This is a genomic window from Novosphingobium sp. BL-A-28-Hi1-0D (assembly GCF_055521755.1).
On the sequence record NZ_CM145502.1, the window covers coordinates 2,665,188 to 2,680,974 of the forward strand.

The 15,787-nt window shown below is 62.7% G+C and carries 8 protein-coding genes; all 8 read left to right on the forward strand.

Translation table 11 applies throughout. The features are described from left to right. Positions 1–41: 41 nt before the first annotated feature. Positions 42–443 carry a response regulator gene (locus ACZ1JW_RS13060; protein ID WP_465126259.1) on the forward strand — a complete coding sequence of 134 codons (402 nt, stop codon included), beginning with the start codon at positions 42–44 and terminating at the stop codon, positions 441–443. Beyond that, the gene (locus ACZ1JW_RS13065) at positions 443–2,860 is read left to right on the forward strand and encodes a sensor histidine kinase (protein ID WP_465140843.1); all 2,418 of its coding nucleotides are present in this window, start codon (positions 443–445) and stop codon (positions 2,858–2,860) included. The genes ACZ1JW_RS13060 and ACZ1JW_RS13065 overlap by 1 nt, the downstream gene beginning before the upstream one ends. A 697-nt stretch (positions 2,861–3,557) precedes the next feature. After that, positions 3,558–4,046: a MucR family transcriptional regulator gene (locus ACZ1JW_RS13070; protein ID WP_465140844.1), complete on the forward strand. Its 489-nt coding sequence runs from the start codon at positions 3,558–3,560 to the stop codon at positions 4,044–4,046. Between the two features lie 550 nt (positions 4,047–4,596). Then, complete coding sequence (locus tag ACZ1JW_RS13075; protein ID WP_465140845.1) at positions 4,597–4,809, forward strand: hypothetical protein; 213 nt, start codon at positions 4,597–4,599, stop codon at positions 4,807–4,809. Positions 4,810–4,901: 92 nt separating this feature from the next. Beyond that, positions 4,902–11,654, forward strand: a complete 6,753-nt coding sequence (locus ACZ1JW_RS13080) for an Ig-like domain-containing protein (protein ID WP_465140846.1) — start codon at positions 4,902–4,904, stop codon at positions 11,652–11,654. 182 nt (positions 11,655–11,836) lie between these two features. After that, positions 11,837–12,397, forward strand: coding sequence for a hypothetical protein (locus tag ACZ1JW_RS13085; RefSeq protein ID WP_465140847.1), 561 nt, complete (start codon positions 11,837–11,839; stop codon positions 12,395–12,397). Positions 12,398–12,691: 294 nt separating this feature from the next. Further along, the gene (locus ACZ1JW_RS13090; RefSeq protein ID WP_465140848.1) at positions 12,692–14,428 is read left to right on the forward strand and encodes a type I secretion system permease/ATPase; all 1,737 of its coding nucleotides are present in this window, start codon (positions 12,692–12,694) and stop codon (positions 14,426–14,428) included. Further along, on the forward strand, positions 14,418–15,731 hold the full coding sequence (locus tag ACZ1JW_RS13095) for an HlyD family type I secretion periplasmic adaptor subunit (protein WP_465140849.1): 1,314 nt from the start codon (positions 14,418–14,420) through the stop codon (positions 15,729–15,731). The genes ACZ1JW_RS13090 and ACZ1JW_RS13095 overlap by 11 nt, the downstream gene beginning before the upstream one ends. Positions 15,732–15,787 lie beyond the last annotated feature (56 nt).

Consider the following 15,787-nt stretch of genomic DNA (forward strand, 5'->3'; position numbering starts at 1 on the left):
ATCCCGTCACGTGGTCCGTCATCGCTGGGACGGAGGGGCGAGTGACCCCCCAGTCCCACGCATCCGTCGGCACCGAGCCCGCCCGCGAAGTTCTCATCATCGATGACGAGCTTGCCGCGCTCGAGGAATATGCCGAACTCTTCGAACTGCTCGGCCTGCAAGTGGCGACCGAGACCTCTCCGATTGCCGCCTGCGAGCGCGTTCTTGCCGATGCCGCGATACGGGTCGTAGTCACCGATCTGCGGATGGCGCGCCTCGATGGCGTGACCCTCATCCAGACCCTGCGCCAGTCGCTTCCGCCTGAGCGCAAGGTCCATTTCATCATGCTCACCGGCATGATCGACCTCGCGCCCGACCAGAAGCTCGAAGACGTCCCCGCACTGGCCAAGCCGGTCGACTTCGATCTCCTCCTGCGGATGATCCGTGAGCGACTGAACACCTGATGGCCAGACCGCGTCCGCCAGAACCCGGCAGGGCATCGTTGGCGTCACAGCTGGTGATGTTCGCGATCGTGGCGGCTCTCGGCGCGGGCCTGAATTTCCTCCCGCTCTCGCTGGGATGGGGCCTCGATCTCGTTTTCGGACTTGCGGTCGTCATGGCGGCGACCAGAGTGCTCGACCGCCGCCTCCTGATCCTTGCCGGAGCACTGGCCAGCCTGCCGACGCTGTTCATCTGGCATCACCCCTGGGCGGTCACCATCTGGACCGCAGAAGTGGCGATGGTGGCATGTCTCCAGCGCCGCCTCGTGCCCATTGCGGCCGATGCGCTGTTCTGGCTGGTGCTTGGCACGCCGATGGCGCTGGCCAGCTATGGCTGGCTGATGGGCATGAGCGGCGTCGCGCTCCAGCTTGTTGTGGTGAAGCAGGCGGTCAACGGCGTTTTCAACGTCGCCATCGGCGAACTGCTCTATCACCTGTTTTACGCCACCCGTCGGCGACAGGCCAGCGAACTGCCCAAGCTGTCGCTCGAAACCTTCGTGCTCACCAGTTTCGCAATTGCGAGCATCCTTCCCGTCCTCGGGTTCACCCGGCTCGCGGCTCCCGAAAAGGAGGCCGACATGCGCCAGCTGGCCACTGCCAAGGCCGATGCAGGGCTGGGGATCGCCGCGCAGATCCTCACCGACCTTGCCGACAATGCCCGCCGACAGGGCAGGGGCCAGGCGCCATCTCTCGCGGCAGACCCTGCCCCGATGGAAGTGCGCGCCCATTTCGTCGCAAACCCCATGCCGAACCGCGACTTCGGCAAGATCTATCTCGTGATGCCCGGTCGCAGGATCGAGCCTCTCAACGGCGGTGATGTCCCGACCAGCGGCAAGGTGCGCGATGCCATGCTGAACCCGGCAGGGGAGGGCTTCCTTGCGCCAACGGCATTCGGCACGCCGATCATGACCAGCCTGTCCGCGTCGGTTTACATCAAGTCCGCACCTGCGCCCGGCAGGTATGGACATCTTGCGGTATTGGTTCCCGTCGCGCGCGAAATCGATCAGATCCGCGTCTATCAGCTCGAACTGTTCGGCCTGCTCGCGGTCATGATCGCCGCGATCATTGCGCTCACCGCTGTCTTCGCGCGCGAGATAAAGGTCTCGGTCCGTCGTCTGCTCCAGACGGCAGTTGGCATGTCGATGGCGCGGGACGATGATCTGTCGACTGGCAAGGATGACGAATACTTTGTCGAGCTTGATGATCTCGCTCGCGAAATCGCACGCGCAGGAGAAGTCGTCGCCGATGAACAAGACCGCCTGCGTTCAGCGCAAAGGCGTCTGCGCAGCATCGCGCGCAATGCCCCCGTGGCGATCTACGCTGTCGATCTTGATGCGCGCGGCGGCTTCGAGATCGTGTTTGTCAGCGGCGGGGTTGAACGCCTGCTTGGCTACACTCCCGCTGAGATCACCCGGATGGAACGGCTCGAAGGGCTCTATCACCCCGATGATCTGGACAAGATCGCCAGGCAGCGAAGAGTCTTTCAGGAAGGCCTTCAGGCATCCGTAGAGTATCGCCTGCGGCACCGTGACGGGCACTATGTCTGGATTCTCGACAGTCTGTCGGTCGAGCGTGGCGAACATGCGCATCTCGAAGTCGTGGGCCTGCTGATCGATGTGTCCGACCGCAAGGCTGCCGAAGCCGAACTGCTTCATGCAGACAAGATGGCAAGCCTTGGCCGCATGGCCGTTGGCGTGGCGCACGAACTCAATCAGCCGCTGCAGATCATGAATGCGGCCGTGACCAACATCCGCCAGCGGATCCGCATCGGCCAGCTTCCGGAAGAAGCCCTGCATGCCAAGCTTGACGTGGTCGCCGGACAGATCGAGCGCGCAGCGGCGATCATCCGGCAGATGAAGCTCTACGGCAGAATGCCGGTCGACGAGATCGTCGAAGTCGATGTCGCTGCGGCCGTCAGGTCTGTCATCGCGATGGTCACGCCCCAGTTCGAGGCTTCCGGCATTGCATTGAAGGCCACTGGGCTGGAACTCGAATACGCCGTCAAGGCCACTGCCCTGGCGCTCGAGCAGGTCTTGATGAACCTGCTGGTCAACGCGCATGACGCAGTGATCGAAGCCAGGCGCAAGGGAGCCTCGGCCGGGCAGGTTGAGGTGGTCTGCCATTCTGACGAGACTTGGGTCACGGTCGCGGTGCACGACGATGGCGGCGGCGTGCCGGACCGGATACGCGACCGCGTCTTCGAACCGTTCTTCACGACCAAGCCGCCACTGGAAGGGACCGGGTTGGGGCTGTCCATCGTGTTCGGATTGGTGAGCGGTTTTGGCGGACAGCTCGAACTGCACAACACGGCCCAGGGAGCGCTTTTCGAAGTCCGGCTTCCCAGGCATGCGGTCAGTGAACCGGCAGTCCAGCCAGCCTGAGGCGAAAGACTCGCTCCTCCCACTCCTCAACCACCTGCTAACCACACGCCCCTTCACGCCAAGGCGCAACACCTTCGCGCCTCCGCGCCTCCGCGCGAAACCGATCTTCTTCCTCTGCGATCTCTTTTCCCTCTGCGTCTCTGCGAGAAACAAGCATCCCACGCCCACCACCGAAGGCGAGCCTGATCGCTTCGCTCCGCTCGCAATCACGACGTAAGGGGGTTGGTCATTGCAAAAGACATATGCCCCAAAGATCACGCCAACGCGTGGACAGGGTTCTCTGCAGTTTCTGGAAAAAGTGCGCCCCTCGCGGTGATCGTGGCAGAGCTGCGAGGGGCGCAGCTTCCGTGCTGCGGGGTGGACAGAGCCACTAGGGCATCGGAAGCCTGTGCCGTGATAGTGCATGACCGGTGCCGGACGTTAAATAGCCGGTTCGTTCACGTGACATCCTTGATTGGCTATGATCTCGGCAAAGATTAGCGCGCATGCGCTTCTGTTATCCCCGAACACGCGGAATCACGCGGCAGTTTCGTTTACATCGCTAATCTGCCGGGTTATGCGACGGTTAACGGACAGGTAGCTTCCCGCAGGTGATCAGGTGGACAGTGTAAATGCGGCGCGGTCGCTGCAATTTGCGAACGAATTGACGGTTGCATGGCTGTCCAATCCCAATACCAGGGCTGGACAGGACGATGCCGTGTCCTTCCTGACTTCGATGTTCGGTGTCGTGGAAAAGCTTGCGAGTCAGGTCGGCGATCAGCCCGCGAGCCCGCCCAGCAGCCAGCTCGATAACGGGCACGCTTCACAGTCCGGTGCCTTGGTTGCAGGCACAGCCGCAACCCCTGACCAGCAGTTGCCCGTCTCGATCGAGGAATCGCTCGCGTCTGACGATTTCATCATCTCCCTGATCGATGGCAAGCCCTACAAGGCGCTGCGTCGCCATCTGTCGCGCCATGGATTGAGCCCTGCGGACTATCGGCAGAAGTTCGGTCTGCCAGATGACTATCCGATGGTGGCTGCCCGGTACTCGAAGGAACGTCGTGAACTGGCCAACCGGACGTGGTCTGAACGACGCGATCCGGCAAAGCGGACGAAATCCGCTGGAGCTCAGGTTGCCAAGGGAACAGCCAAAGCGCCTGCCAGGGCGCGGGCCGGATCAGCCAGGGACAAGCGTATCGGCGCGTGAGTTACGCCGTATGCGCGCTGCGCAGATGATTTGCGCCAGAATCAACAGTTGCTGAATCAGACCGGGCCTGTGCTCTGGCCTGTCACAGTCGCGCCTTTCTGACCGTATTGTGACAGAAGTGCCCTGAATTGCGCTGGAATGGCCCAGTTTTGCCGCCTTTCTTTCTGACTCGCTGCTTCGTCGCTCCAATTATCATTAAAAACAGATGAACGCGAAAGTGCCTGCCGGGCATTGCAGAGCCATGCCGGGAAAATCAGGTCACTCGTGCGAAAGTCATATGGATCGGCGATTCGCCGAAGATATCGCCTTCTGCCGCGAACATTCGGCAATCCCGATGGACTTGCGTGACTTCCGAAATCGCGGTCCAGACGACATCATTTTTTCATCATCGAGGGCTGTGTAAACCATCGGGTTATGTCTCGTTACAGTCCAAAATTGTAAAAACGTTTGCAAGCTGATCACTGAAAAAACGTGATTAACTAAAGATAATTGAGGAGAGCCAGAGCGCGCACTTTGCAGTAGATTGATACATTCCAGTGATTTGCCTGAAATGGCAAAGCCTGGAGCGTACACTCATAAGTCTGTGTGGGGCAGATTTGCGGGTGCCCCTCTTAACCAAAGTTGGTTTCGGGTGATTCCGTCTGCATGTGATTTTTCGATGCTCTGGAATGACGATGCTGAAGTGCTTTCGGGAGTTTATCATTTTCCCGATGATCTGGACCGGTGGCGCACGCTGCAAATGCCGGGGCAGAAAGTGAAGTGAAGAGGGCAAGGTCGCTCCTTGCCTGATGATGATTGGTCCAATCAGGGGCGGGTATCCCGTCGGTGTTCTAGTTCTTGAGGTAGGTGGTGGGCATGTTTTCGTTTGACTCCGATGTATTTGCGACCGGGCAGCAGACCATTCTTGATGGTGCGGCCTCGCAGGTAACAGACCTTCTGGTCAGCCTCGCTTCGTCCGAAAACTTCGACGATATGCTGCGCGCCGCCTATGCGACCGCCGGCACCGACGCTGCCACGTTCGAACAGAACATCCTGACGCTGCGTGACCTTATCCTCGGCGGCAATTTCGGCATCACTGTCGACGTGCTGTCCAGCGCCGACATGAACGGCGCGCTGGCGGCCTATGCCGCCGCAGGCCCCGATGGCGCTCCTGTAATCTACATCAACGCCGATTACCTTGCACAGGCCACATCGACCGGCGCAATCGTCGAACTGCTCGTGCACGAAGTCGGCCACGCCTTCGACGCGCTGCTCAATGGCGGCCGCGATGCCCTTGGCGAAGAAGGCGGCATCTTCGCCGCTCTGGCATTCGGCGAAATCTCGCTCACGGACTCGCTGACCAGCTTCTACAGCACCGAAGGGACCGGGACCATTACGGTCAACGGTCAGCAGGTTGCGGTCGAGAACCTTGTCTCCGGCACCGGCTTCACTGTCACGCTGGCTGCTGCGAGCGATACCGGCACGCTGGGTGACTGGTCCACTTCGATCCGCACCGGCATCACCATCAGTGGCGCTCTTTCGAACAATAACCAGGCAGATATCATCTACATCTGGGATGGTACGACGCTGCTTGGTCAGGTGAACGTCGCTGCCAACGCGACGAGTTGGACGTTCACCTACAATGGTGCGGCGCTGGCGGTTGGTGCGCATGCTCTGGTGATCAATCGCAACTCGGGTAACCAATCGAACCCGCTCGTTTCCCAGACGCTGACGATCACCGCGCCGACGGTGACCTCGATCACCTATGGCACCAACGACGGCACGCTGCGCGCCGGTGAAAGCGTCACGCTTTCGGTGGTCTTCACCGAAGCCATGTCGGTCACCGGCACGCCCACGATCGCTCTCACGGGTGGCGGTTCGGCCAGCTACACGAGCGGTACCGGCACCAACACCCTGGTGTTCACCTATACCGTCGCTGCCGGTCAGAACACGGCTGACCTCGCCACCGCCGCCACCGCCGCGCTGACCGGCACGATCAACTCCACCACCGGCGCCGTCGCGGTAACCGCAGCCAGCTTCAACAACGTCAACCCCACCGGCACGCTCGTCGTCGACACGACCGCTCCGACCGTTTCCTCGATCAGCTACGGCACCAACGACGGCAACCTCGCCACTGGCGAAGCGATCAACCTCTCGGTCGTCTTGAGCGAAGCGGTCACCGTGACCGGCACGCCGACCATCGCGCTCGCCAATGGCGGCACGGCAAGCTACGTCAGCGGTTCGGGCACCAACACGCTGGTCTTCAGCTACACCCCTGCCGCAGGCCAGACGACTGCCGACCTTGCGACGGCAGCCGCCAACGCGCTCACCGGCACGATCACCGACGCGGCCGGCAACGCCGTCACCGCTACGGGCTTCAACGGCGTCAACCCGACCGGCACCGTCGCCGTCGACGTTACCGCTCCGACCGTCTCGTCGATCACCTATGGCACCAACGACGGCAACCTCGCCGTCGGAGAGTCGATCAACCTCTCGGTCGCGTTCAGCGAGGCCGTCACGGTTAGCGGCACGCCCACCATCACTCTCGCCAACGGCGGCACGGCGTCTTACGTCAGCGGTTCGGGCACCAGCACGCTGGTGTTCAGCTACACCCCCGCCGCAGGCCAGACCACGGCTGACCTCGCCACCGCCGCCAGCAACGCGCTGACCGGCACGATCACCGATGCCGCCGGCAACGCCGTCACCGCCTCGGGCTTCAACGGCGTCAACCCGGCCGGCACCGTCGCCGTCGACGTTACCGCCCCGACCGTCTCGTCGATCACCTACGGCACCAACGACGGCAACCTCGCCGTCGGAGAGTCGATCAACCTCTTGGTCGCGTTCAGCGAGGCCGTCACGGTTAGCGGCACGCCCACCATCACTCTCGCCAACGGCGGCACGGCGTCCTACGTCAGTGGTTCGGGCACCAGCACGCTGGTGTTCAGCTACACCCCCGCCGCAGGCCAGACCACGGCTGACCTCGCCACCGCCGCCAGCAACGCGCTGACCGGCACGATCACGGACGTGGCGGGCAACGCCGTCACCGCCTCGGGCTTCAACGGCGTCAACCCGGCCGGCACCGTCGCCGTCGACGTTACCGCCCCGACCGTTTCGTCGATCACCTACGGCACCAACGACGGCAACCTCGCCGTCGGAGAGCAGATCAACCTCTCGGTCGCGTTCAGCGAGGCCGTCACGGTTAGCGGCACGCCGACGATCGCGCTCGCCAATGGCGGCACCGCGTCCTACGTCAGCGGTTCGGGCACCAGCACGCTGGTGTTCAGCTACACCCCTGCAGCAGGCCAGACCACGGCCGACCTCGCCACTGCCGCCAGCAACGCGCTGACCGGCACGATCGCGGACGCGGCCGGCAACGCCGTCACCGCCTCGGGCTTCAACAACGTCAATCCGACCGGCACCGTCGCCGTCGACGCAGCCGTCCCGACCGTCTCCTCGATCAGCTACGGCACCAACGACGGCACGCTGAAGGTCGGCGATACCGTCCAGCTCTCGGTCGCCCTGAGCGAGGCCGTGACTGTCACCGGCACGCCGACCATTGCGCTCGCCAATGGCGGTACGGCGACGTACGTCAGCGGCTCGGGCACCAGCACCCTGGTGTTCAGCTACACGGTCGCTGCCGGCGAAGACGCCGCAGACCTCGCCACCGCGGCCTCCAGCGCGCTGACCGGGACGATCGCCGACGCCGCAGGCAATGCGGTTACCGCAGCGGGCTTCAACGGCGTCAACCCGACCGGCACCCTTATCGTCGACACGGTCGCGCCGACCAAGACAGTCAGCAGCGTTGCGATCAGCGCCGACAATGGCAACAGCTCGACCGATGGCGTCACCAACGCCGGAAGCCAGACCGTCACGGCCACGCTCTCGACCGCACTGGTCACCACCGCCTCGGGTGCGGACTCGGCTGAATCGCTGTGGGCCTCGACCGACAATGGCTCGAACTGGACCGACATTACCGGTTCCGTTTCCGGCACCAGCGTCACCTGGAACACTACTCTGTCCGGATCGGGCACGATCCTGCTGCGTGTCCAGGACGCCGCCGGCAACACCGGCACTGCATCCACCGGCAAGACCTACACCATCGACCAGACGGCACCGACCGTCTCCTCGATCAGCTACGGCACGAACGACGGCCACCTGATCATCGGTGAATCGGTCGACCTTTCGGTTGCCTTCAGCGAGGCGGTCTATGTCACCGGCACGCCGACCATCGCGCTCGCCAACGGCGGCACCGCCACCTACGTCAGCGGTTCGGGCACGAGCACGCTCGTGTTCAGCTATACGGCGGGCGCCGGTCAGGACACGTCCGACATCGCCACTGCTGCCACCGATGCGCTGACCGGCACGATCAGGGATCTGGCGGGCAACACCGTCAGCACCAGCGGCTTCAACGGCGTTAACCCCACAGGTGCATTGCCGGTCGATGGCACCGCGCCGACGGTCCTGACGATCAGCTACGACGCGCCGGGTTCGACGGTGAAGGTTGGCGATCTCGTCACCTTCACGGTCAACATGAGCGAGGCCGTGACCGTCACCGGAACCCCGACCATCGCGCTCGCCAACGGCGGTACTGCCACCTATACCGGCGGCTCGGGCACGAGCGTCCTGACGTTCACCTACACGGTTGCCGAAGGGCAGGATGCAGCGTCGATTTGGACCGCGGCTTCCAACGCATTGACGGGCACGATCAAGGATGTCCCGGGCAACGCGGTTGTCGCAAGCAGCTTCAACGGCGTCACCACCACGACCTCACTCTCTGTCGATGCTACCGCGCCGACAGTCTCGTCGATCACCTACGGCACGAACGACGGTCATCTGATCATCGGTGAATCGGTCGATCTCTCGGTTGCCTTCAGCGAAGCGGTCTATGTCACCGGCACGCCGACCATCGCGCTCGCCAACGGCGGCACGGCAACCTACGTTAGTGGCTCTGGCACCAGCACCTTGGTGTTCAGCTATACGGCCGCAGCCGGTCAGGACACTGCCGATGTCTCGACCGCGCTGACCGGCGCTCTGACCGGCACGATCAAGGATGCTGCCGGCAACGCGGTAAGCACCAGCGGCTTCAACAACGTCAATCCCACCGGCACGCTCGCAGTCGACAGCACTATTCCGTCGCTGATCTCGCTGTCCTACGTACCGAGCGAAGGTGGCGTGAAGCTTGGCAGCACCGTAACTCTCACTGTGAGCATGAGCGAGGCGGTGACTGTCACCGGCACGCCGACGATTGCTCTGGCCAATGGTGGTACCGCCACATACGTCAGCGGTTCGGGTACCAGCACCCTGACCTTCAGCTACACGGTTGGAGCCGGACAGGACACGGCTGACCTGGTAACGGCCTCGTCGAATGCTCTCACCGGTACGATCACCGATGTTCAGGGCAATGCGGTCGACACCACGTCGTTCAATGCGGTTGACCCTTCGGGCACGCTGGCGGTTGACGCAACCGCACCGACCGTCTCGTCGATCACCTATGGGACCAACGATGGTCATCTGATCATCGGGGAAACGGTCGACCTTTCGGTCGCCTTCAGCGAAGCAGTCTTCGTTACCGGCACGCCGACCATCGCTCTGGCCAATGGCGGAACCGCCACCTACGTCAGCGGTTCGGGCACCAGCACCCTGGTGTTCAGCTACGAAGCTGGCGCGGGTGAAACCACGGCTGACATCGTTACGGCAGCAAGCAATGCGCTGACCGGCACGATCAAGGACGCTGCCGGCAACTTGGTTACCGCAAGCGGCTTCAACGGCGTGAACCCGACCGGGCTTCTCCCGGTAGACGGCGTCGCTCCGACGGTCAGCTCGATCGCCTATGGCACCAATGACGGCACGCTCAAGGCAGGCGACTCGGTCAACCTGAACGTCACGTTCAGCGAGGCGGTCGCCGTCACCGGCACGCCGACCATTGCGCTCGCCAACGGTGGCACGGCGACCTACGTCAGCGGCTCGGGCACCAGCACGCTGGTGTTCAGCTACACGGCCTCGGCGGGCCAGGACACGTCGGACCTTGCAACCGCCGCTTCGTCAGCTCTGACCGGCACGATCAAGGACATCCCGGGCAATTCGGTGGTTTCCGCCGGCTTCAACGGTGTCAATCCGACCGGCACCCTCGTGGTCGATACCACCGCGCCGACTGTCTCGTCGATCGCCTATGGCACCAACGATGGCACGCTCAAGGCCGGTGATACCGTAACGCTTACGGTCACCACCAGCGAGGCTGTCACGGTCACCGGGACCCCGACCATCGCACTCACCGGCGGCGGCACGGCGACTTACGTCAGCGGCTCGGGTTCGACGTCGCTGGTATTCACCTACACCGCTGCTGCAGGCCAGAATACTGCCGACCTCGCAACCGCTCTGTCCAGCGCGCTGACCGGCACCATCGCTGATGCCGCCGGAAATGCGATTACCGCTTCGGGCTTCAACAACGTCAATCCCGACGGCACCCTGGTTGTTGACACGGTTGCTCCGACAGTCAGCTTCGCGATTGCAAATGTCACGTCCGACAACCTTCTGTCGCTGGTCGAGGCTGGCAGCAACGTCAACATCACCGGCACCGTTGGTGATGACGTGCAGAACGGTGACGCTGTAACTGTCCGGGTGAATGGAACCGATTACTCGGGAACCGTTTCGAACGGAGCCTACAGCGTGTCGGTCAGCGGCGCTGACTTGCAGGCTGCGGGATCGCTTTCGGTGGCCATTCGCTCGGTGGATACTGCGGGCAATGCAACCACGGTTACTGACACCAAGACGTTCAATGTCGAGGCGCTGGTCCAGAATAGCGGTTCGGCCGGAAATAACACCATCAAGGGCACTGCTGGCAACGACGTGATCAACGGCGGCGCTGGTGATGACATCATGGATGGTGGCGAGGGATCGGACATCTATCTCATCAATGCCGCAAGCGAGCACGGCAAGGCCGAGATCAACGACTCCGGCACGATCGGCACCGATGAAGTGCGCTTCACGGCAACCACGACCGGTACGCTGAACATCTATGGCGGTGACTTGGGGATCGAGCGCGTGGTTGCCGGTACCGGAATGGGCGCCAATGCCAATACAAACGGTACGACGACGATCAATCTCAACGCTTCGGCGGCAACGATCGGACTCGAACTGGTCGGCAACAACGGGACCAACTCACTCACGGGTGGTGCCGGCGCCGACAAGTTGATCGGTAACGGAGGTAACGATACGCTGATCGGCAACGCCGGCAACGATATCCTGATCGGTGGTACCGGCAATGACACCCTTCGCGGTGGTGCGGGCGCAGACGACTTCGTGTTCAACACGACGCCGAATGCTTCGAACAACCTCGATACGATCGTCGATTTCGTTTCGGGCTCCGATCAGATCTGGCTCAGCAAGGCGGTCTTCACCGGCCTTCCTGGCGCTGCTGAAACGGTGCTGGCTTCGTCGGCCTTCCATATCGGCGCGGCTGCGCACGATGCGGATGACCGCTTGATCTACAACTCGAGCACCGGCGCACTCTTCTATGACGCCGATGGTACGGGGGCAGGGGCTGCGGTTCAGATCGCCGTGCTTTCAGCGGCAACACTCGGTGGGTCGCGTCCGACCCTCGCTGCATCGGATTTCCTGATCGTGGCGTGATGCGAACTGCTCCGGGTCGACATGGGGGTCGGCCTGGGGCAACCATCCAGGTTGGTTCCTGGTTGGCATGATATGTAGTCCTTTCGGTTATGGTTCTCGCCGTACCGACCGGGCATAGAGATAGACAGGCAGACATGGGGAATCCTGTGAACAAGAAGCTAAGCATTGCAGCGAAAAGCGCCGTGACCCTCGTCGGGGGACTGCTGCTGGCCATGTCTCCTGCGCATGCTGTGGTGAAGACGGTCACCTGGACCGACGCGAACGGAGCGTCGCAGACCGCGACCTACGATTTCAGCGTGGTGACCGGCGCGCTCAACGATTCCTCCGTGCAGACCGCTCTCGTCGGTCAGCCATGGAGCGAGGATAGCAGCATTGCTGCGCAGTTCGCTGCGGCGTTGGGCGGTGACCTCGGGTTCTTCTCGCATCCCGGCGGGATCAGCTCTGGCCCCGTGTTCTATGCGCTCCAGTCGCTCAATGAAAACGGTGGCGGACTGGTCGATATCGACGGTGCCTTCTTTGCAGATGGCAGCGCCTATCAGAGCTCTTATTTCCTGGTTGGTGTCGATCCCTCGGTCACGGTCCTGAACTTTGCGACCGCATCGTCCGTGGTGATCCCGGAGATCGACGGGGCGAAGTTGCCAGTGGCCCTGTTCGTCATGCTCGCATTTGCCCTGTGGATGCAGCGTCGCCGCGCCGCGATGCGTGATGCGCGGGAACTTGAGCTGGTCGAAGCTGCCGCCTGATTTCTTTGCCTCGGGGCGCTGACTGTTGGCGGGTGTTTTTTAAAGAGCCGGGACGGTATTTGCCTCGTCCCGGCTTTTCCGTGTCTTGGACGGGCATGTTCGTGGCCGGATATCCTCCCAGCCGGGGTGTCGAATAGCCGATCCGGCTAGTTCGTCTGCTTGGGCAAAGTAGTAGGTGCTCCGTTTCAAGCACTTGGGTCGTCCGTGCATGTTCCGGAAGGTCCGGTGCTTGCTGTTGCGCTGCTGAAGGCCTTCGTTTTTTCGCCAAGGCCGCATTTTTTGGAAATGCGAAGGATGAGCATGATGTTGGCTGATGCCTCCGGCAGTCCCTTGAAGGCGATGTTGGCCGGTGCACGAAAGCCTCTGCTCGGGATTGCCGCGCTCAGTGCCGTGATCAACATCCTGGTTCTGGGCGGTTCGATCTACATGATGCTGGTCTATGACCGCGTCCTGCCGTCGCACAGCTATCCCACGCTCGTCGGTCTGTTGGTTCTGGTCCTCATTGCCTATTCTTCGCAGGCGGGCTTTGAAGTCCTGCGGTCGAACATGCTGGGTGAGGTTGCAGCCGAGATTGGCAACAGATTGCGCCCGCGGGTCGCACGGGCCGCGCATCAGCACGCAATCGATCACCCTGTGGAGTCCTCGACGCAGAGCCCCCTGCGGGATCTCGACCAGTTGCAGAACTTCATTGCCGGAACGGGGCCTGCGGCCTTGCTCGACCTGCCGTGGATTGTCTTTTTCCTGATCGTTCTTTCCCTGCTGCACATCTGGCTGGGTGTCACCGCGCTTGTCGGTGCGCTGCTGCTCGTCGGGCTCACCCGCCTGACCGACCGGATCAACCGGGATGCGGTGCAGCAGTTGTCCTCGCTCGGCCTGCGCCGGTTCCGCATGCAGGAAAGCCAGCGCACCCACGCCGAGCTTATCCGGGCTCTTGGCATGCGCGACAGGACGATTGCGATTGCGCAGGAGGCCGGGGTCGAATTCGTCTCGACGCAGCGCGAACTTAACGAGAAGAATGTCCTGCTCTCGGTCACCGGGCGAAGCACGCGTATGGTGCTGCAATCGCTGATCCTGACCGTGGGCGCCTTGCTTGTGCTTTCCGGTGAGGCGACGGGTGGGGTGATCTTTGCCAGTTCGGTCCTTGCAGGGCGGGCTCTTGCGCCGGTCGATCAGGCGATTGCCCAGTGGCGCAATCTGATCGCTGCACGCTCGGCCTGGCACAGGCTCGATCGCTTGCTGTCCGTCACGCCCGAGCAGCAGGAGCGGCTCCTGTTGCCCCTGCCAAGCCGTCAGCTCAGCGTCGAGAACGTGACCGTCTGTCCGCCGGGAACCCAGCGCCCGTCCATAGCGCAGATCGCCTTCACCCTGTCTGCAGGGGATGTCCTTGCCGTGATCGGGCCCAGTGCTGCGGGCAAGTCGTCGCTCGTGCGCACGATTGTCGGGGTGTGGACACCGGTCAGCGGCCGCGTCCGGCTCGATCAGGCCGCGATGGACCAGTGGGACGCCGACGACATCGGCCGTGCGCTCGGCTACCTGCCGCAGTCTGTCGAGCTGTTCGACGGGTCGATCGCCTACAACATCGCCCGCTGCGATGTCTCGGCCACCCCGGAAAGCATCATCGCCGCCGCCCAGGCCGCCGGCGTCCACGAGATGATCCTCGCGCTGCCAGGCGGCTACCAGTTCGAAGTCGGAGATGGCGGAACCAACCTCTCCGCCGGCCAACGCCAACGCATCGCCCTGGCCCGCGCCCTCTTCGGAAACCCGTTCCTGATTGTACTAGATGAACCAAACTCCAATCTCGACGCCGCAGGCGAAGCCGCGCTGGTCAACGCCATAACCCTCGCCCGCACCCGCGGCGCGATCGTGATCGTCGTGGCGCACCGCAAGCAGATCCTCGACAGCGTCAGCCACCTGCTCGTGCTCGAGGGCGGGCGGGTGCGGGAGTTCGGGGGGCGGGACGAGGTGATCATGCGCATGTCCCTTGCGAACAACACCGGAGTTACGAGCATGGCGTCCGCGAATGTCGGATAAGGTCGAAACCTCGCAGTTCACGCCCGGTGAGCGACTGCAGTCACGCACCCGCACGGCCTACCGCGCCATTGGTGCGTTTGTGGTCGTCCTGGGGTTGATGGCGCAAGTGGTGCAGGTGACGGGCGCCGTCGTCGCAGGCGGCGCGCTGACGGTCGAGTCGCAGGTCAAATCGGTGTCGCACCTGCGCGGTGGCGTGCTGTCGGAAGTGCTCGTGCATGACGGCTCTCGGGTCAAGGAGGGTGATATCCTGCTCCGGCTCGACAATGCGGTGACCTCGGTCAATGCCGACCTGACAGGCGCCAGCGTGGCGGAATTGCGGGCGCGGCGGGCAAGGCTCGAGGCGGAAATCTCGGAGCGCGACGCGATCGCGTTTCCACAAGACATGCTGTCCTCGCGCGACCCATCCATCGTGACGGCGCTTGAACGCGAGCGACGTCTCTTCGCCATTCGCCAGTCCGAACGTGCGAGCCAGATTGCGCTTCTGGACGAGCGCGTGGCGCAGGCCCGTTCCGAAATCGATAGTACGCGAAAGCAGATATGGGCGATCCGCGAGCAGGAAAAGCTCATTTCCCCCGAACTGGGCAGCCTTCGCCAGCTCTATGGCGAGAAGCTCGTAACCATCAATCGCCTGAACGAGATCGAGCGAACTGCCGTCAGTCTGTCGGGAGAAGCGGCCTCGCTTGAGGCGCGCGTCGCACAGATCACGGCCAGGATTTCCGAAATCCGCGAGCAGATGCTGAGCGTCAAGCAGGGAAGCCGGGCAGATGCAGGGACGGAGCTTGCGCAGGTCATCGAGGCGCTGAACCAGGGCGAGGTACGAAGCGCTGACGCTCGCGACATGTACGACCGCAGCGTCATTCGTGCGCCGCAGGACGGTATCGTCTTCGGTCTTGCCTATTCGACGCCGGGCAGCGCTATCCCGCCCGGACAACAGATCCTTCAGATCGTGCCGGATGGCGACAGGTTCATCGTCGACGCCAGGGTCAGCCCGGCCGACATCGACCAGTTGCAGTTGAATCAGAAGGCCCGCCTGCGCTTCTCCGCGTTCAATGCCCAGACCACTCCGGAGGCTGACGCCGTGCTGACCTTCATCGCACCAGAGCGTGCTGCGGACGAGAAGACTGGCGCGACTTTCTACCGCGTCAAACTGAGTTTTGACCGGAGCCAGTTCGAGAAGCAGACCGGACTCAAGCTGACTGTCGGGATGCCTGCGGACGTCTTCATATCCACGGGTGATCGTTCGCTGTTGTCCTATCTGACCAAGCCATTCTTCGACCAACTCGAGCGCGCGTTCCGCGACTGAAATCGGTGCAGTCGAGGTCCGGCAGCGCCGGTTCGGCGCAAGATCACCTGGAGATC

Bases quoted from the DNA above. Each gene is read 5' to 3' on its own strand.
- ACZ1JW_RS13090 (WP_465140848.1), top strand. From the start codon at position 12,692: ATGAGCATGATGTTGGCTGATGCCTCCGGCAGTCCCTTGAAGGCGATG.
- ACZ1JW_RS13075 (WP_465140845.1), top strand. From the start codon at position 4,597: ATGGCAAAGCCTGGAGCGTACACTCATAAGTCTGTGTGGGGCAGATTT.
- ACZ1JW_RS13080 (WP_465140846.1), top strand. From the start codon at position 4,902: ATGTTTTCGTTTGACTCCGATGTATTTGCGACCGGGCAGCAGACCATT.
- ACZ1JW_RS13065 (WP_465140843.1), top strand. From the start codon at position 443: ATGGCCAGACCGCGTCCGCCAGAACCCGGCAGGGCATCGTTGGCGTCA.
- ACZ1JW_RS13095 (WP_465140849.1), top strand. From the start codon at position 14,418: ATGTCGGATAAGGTCGAAACCTCGCAGTTCACGCCCGGTGAGCGACTG.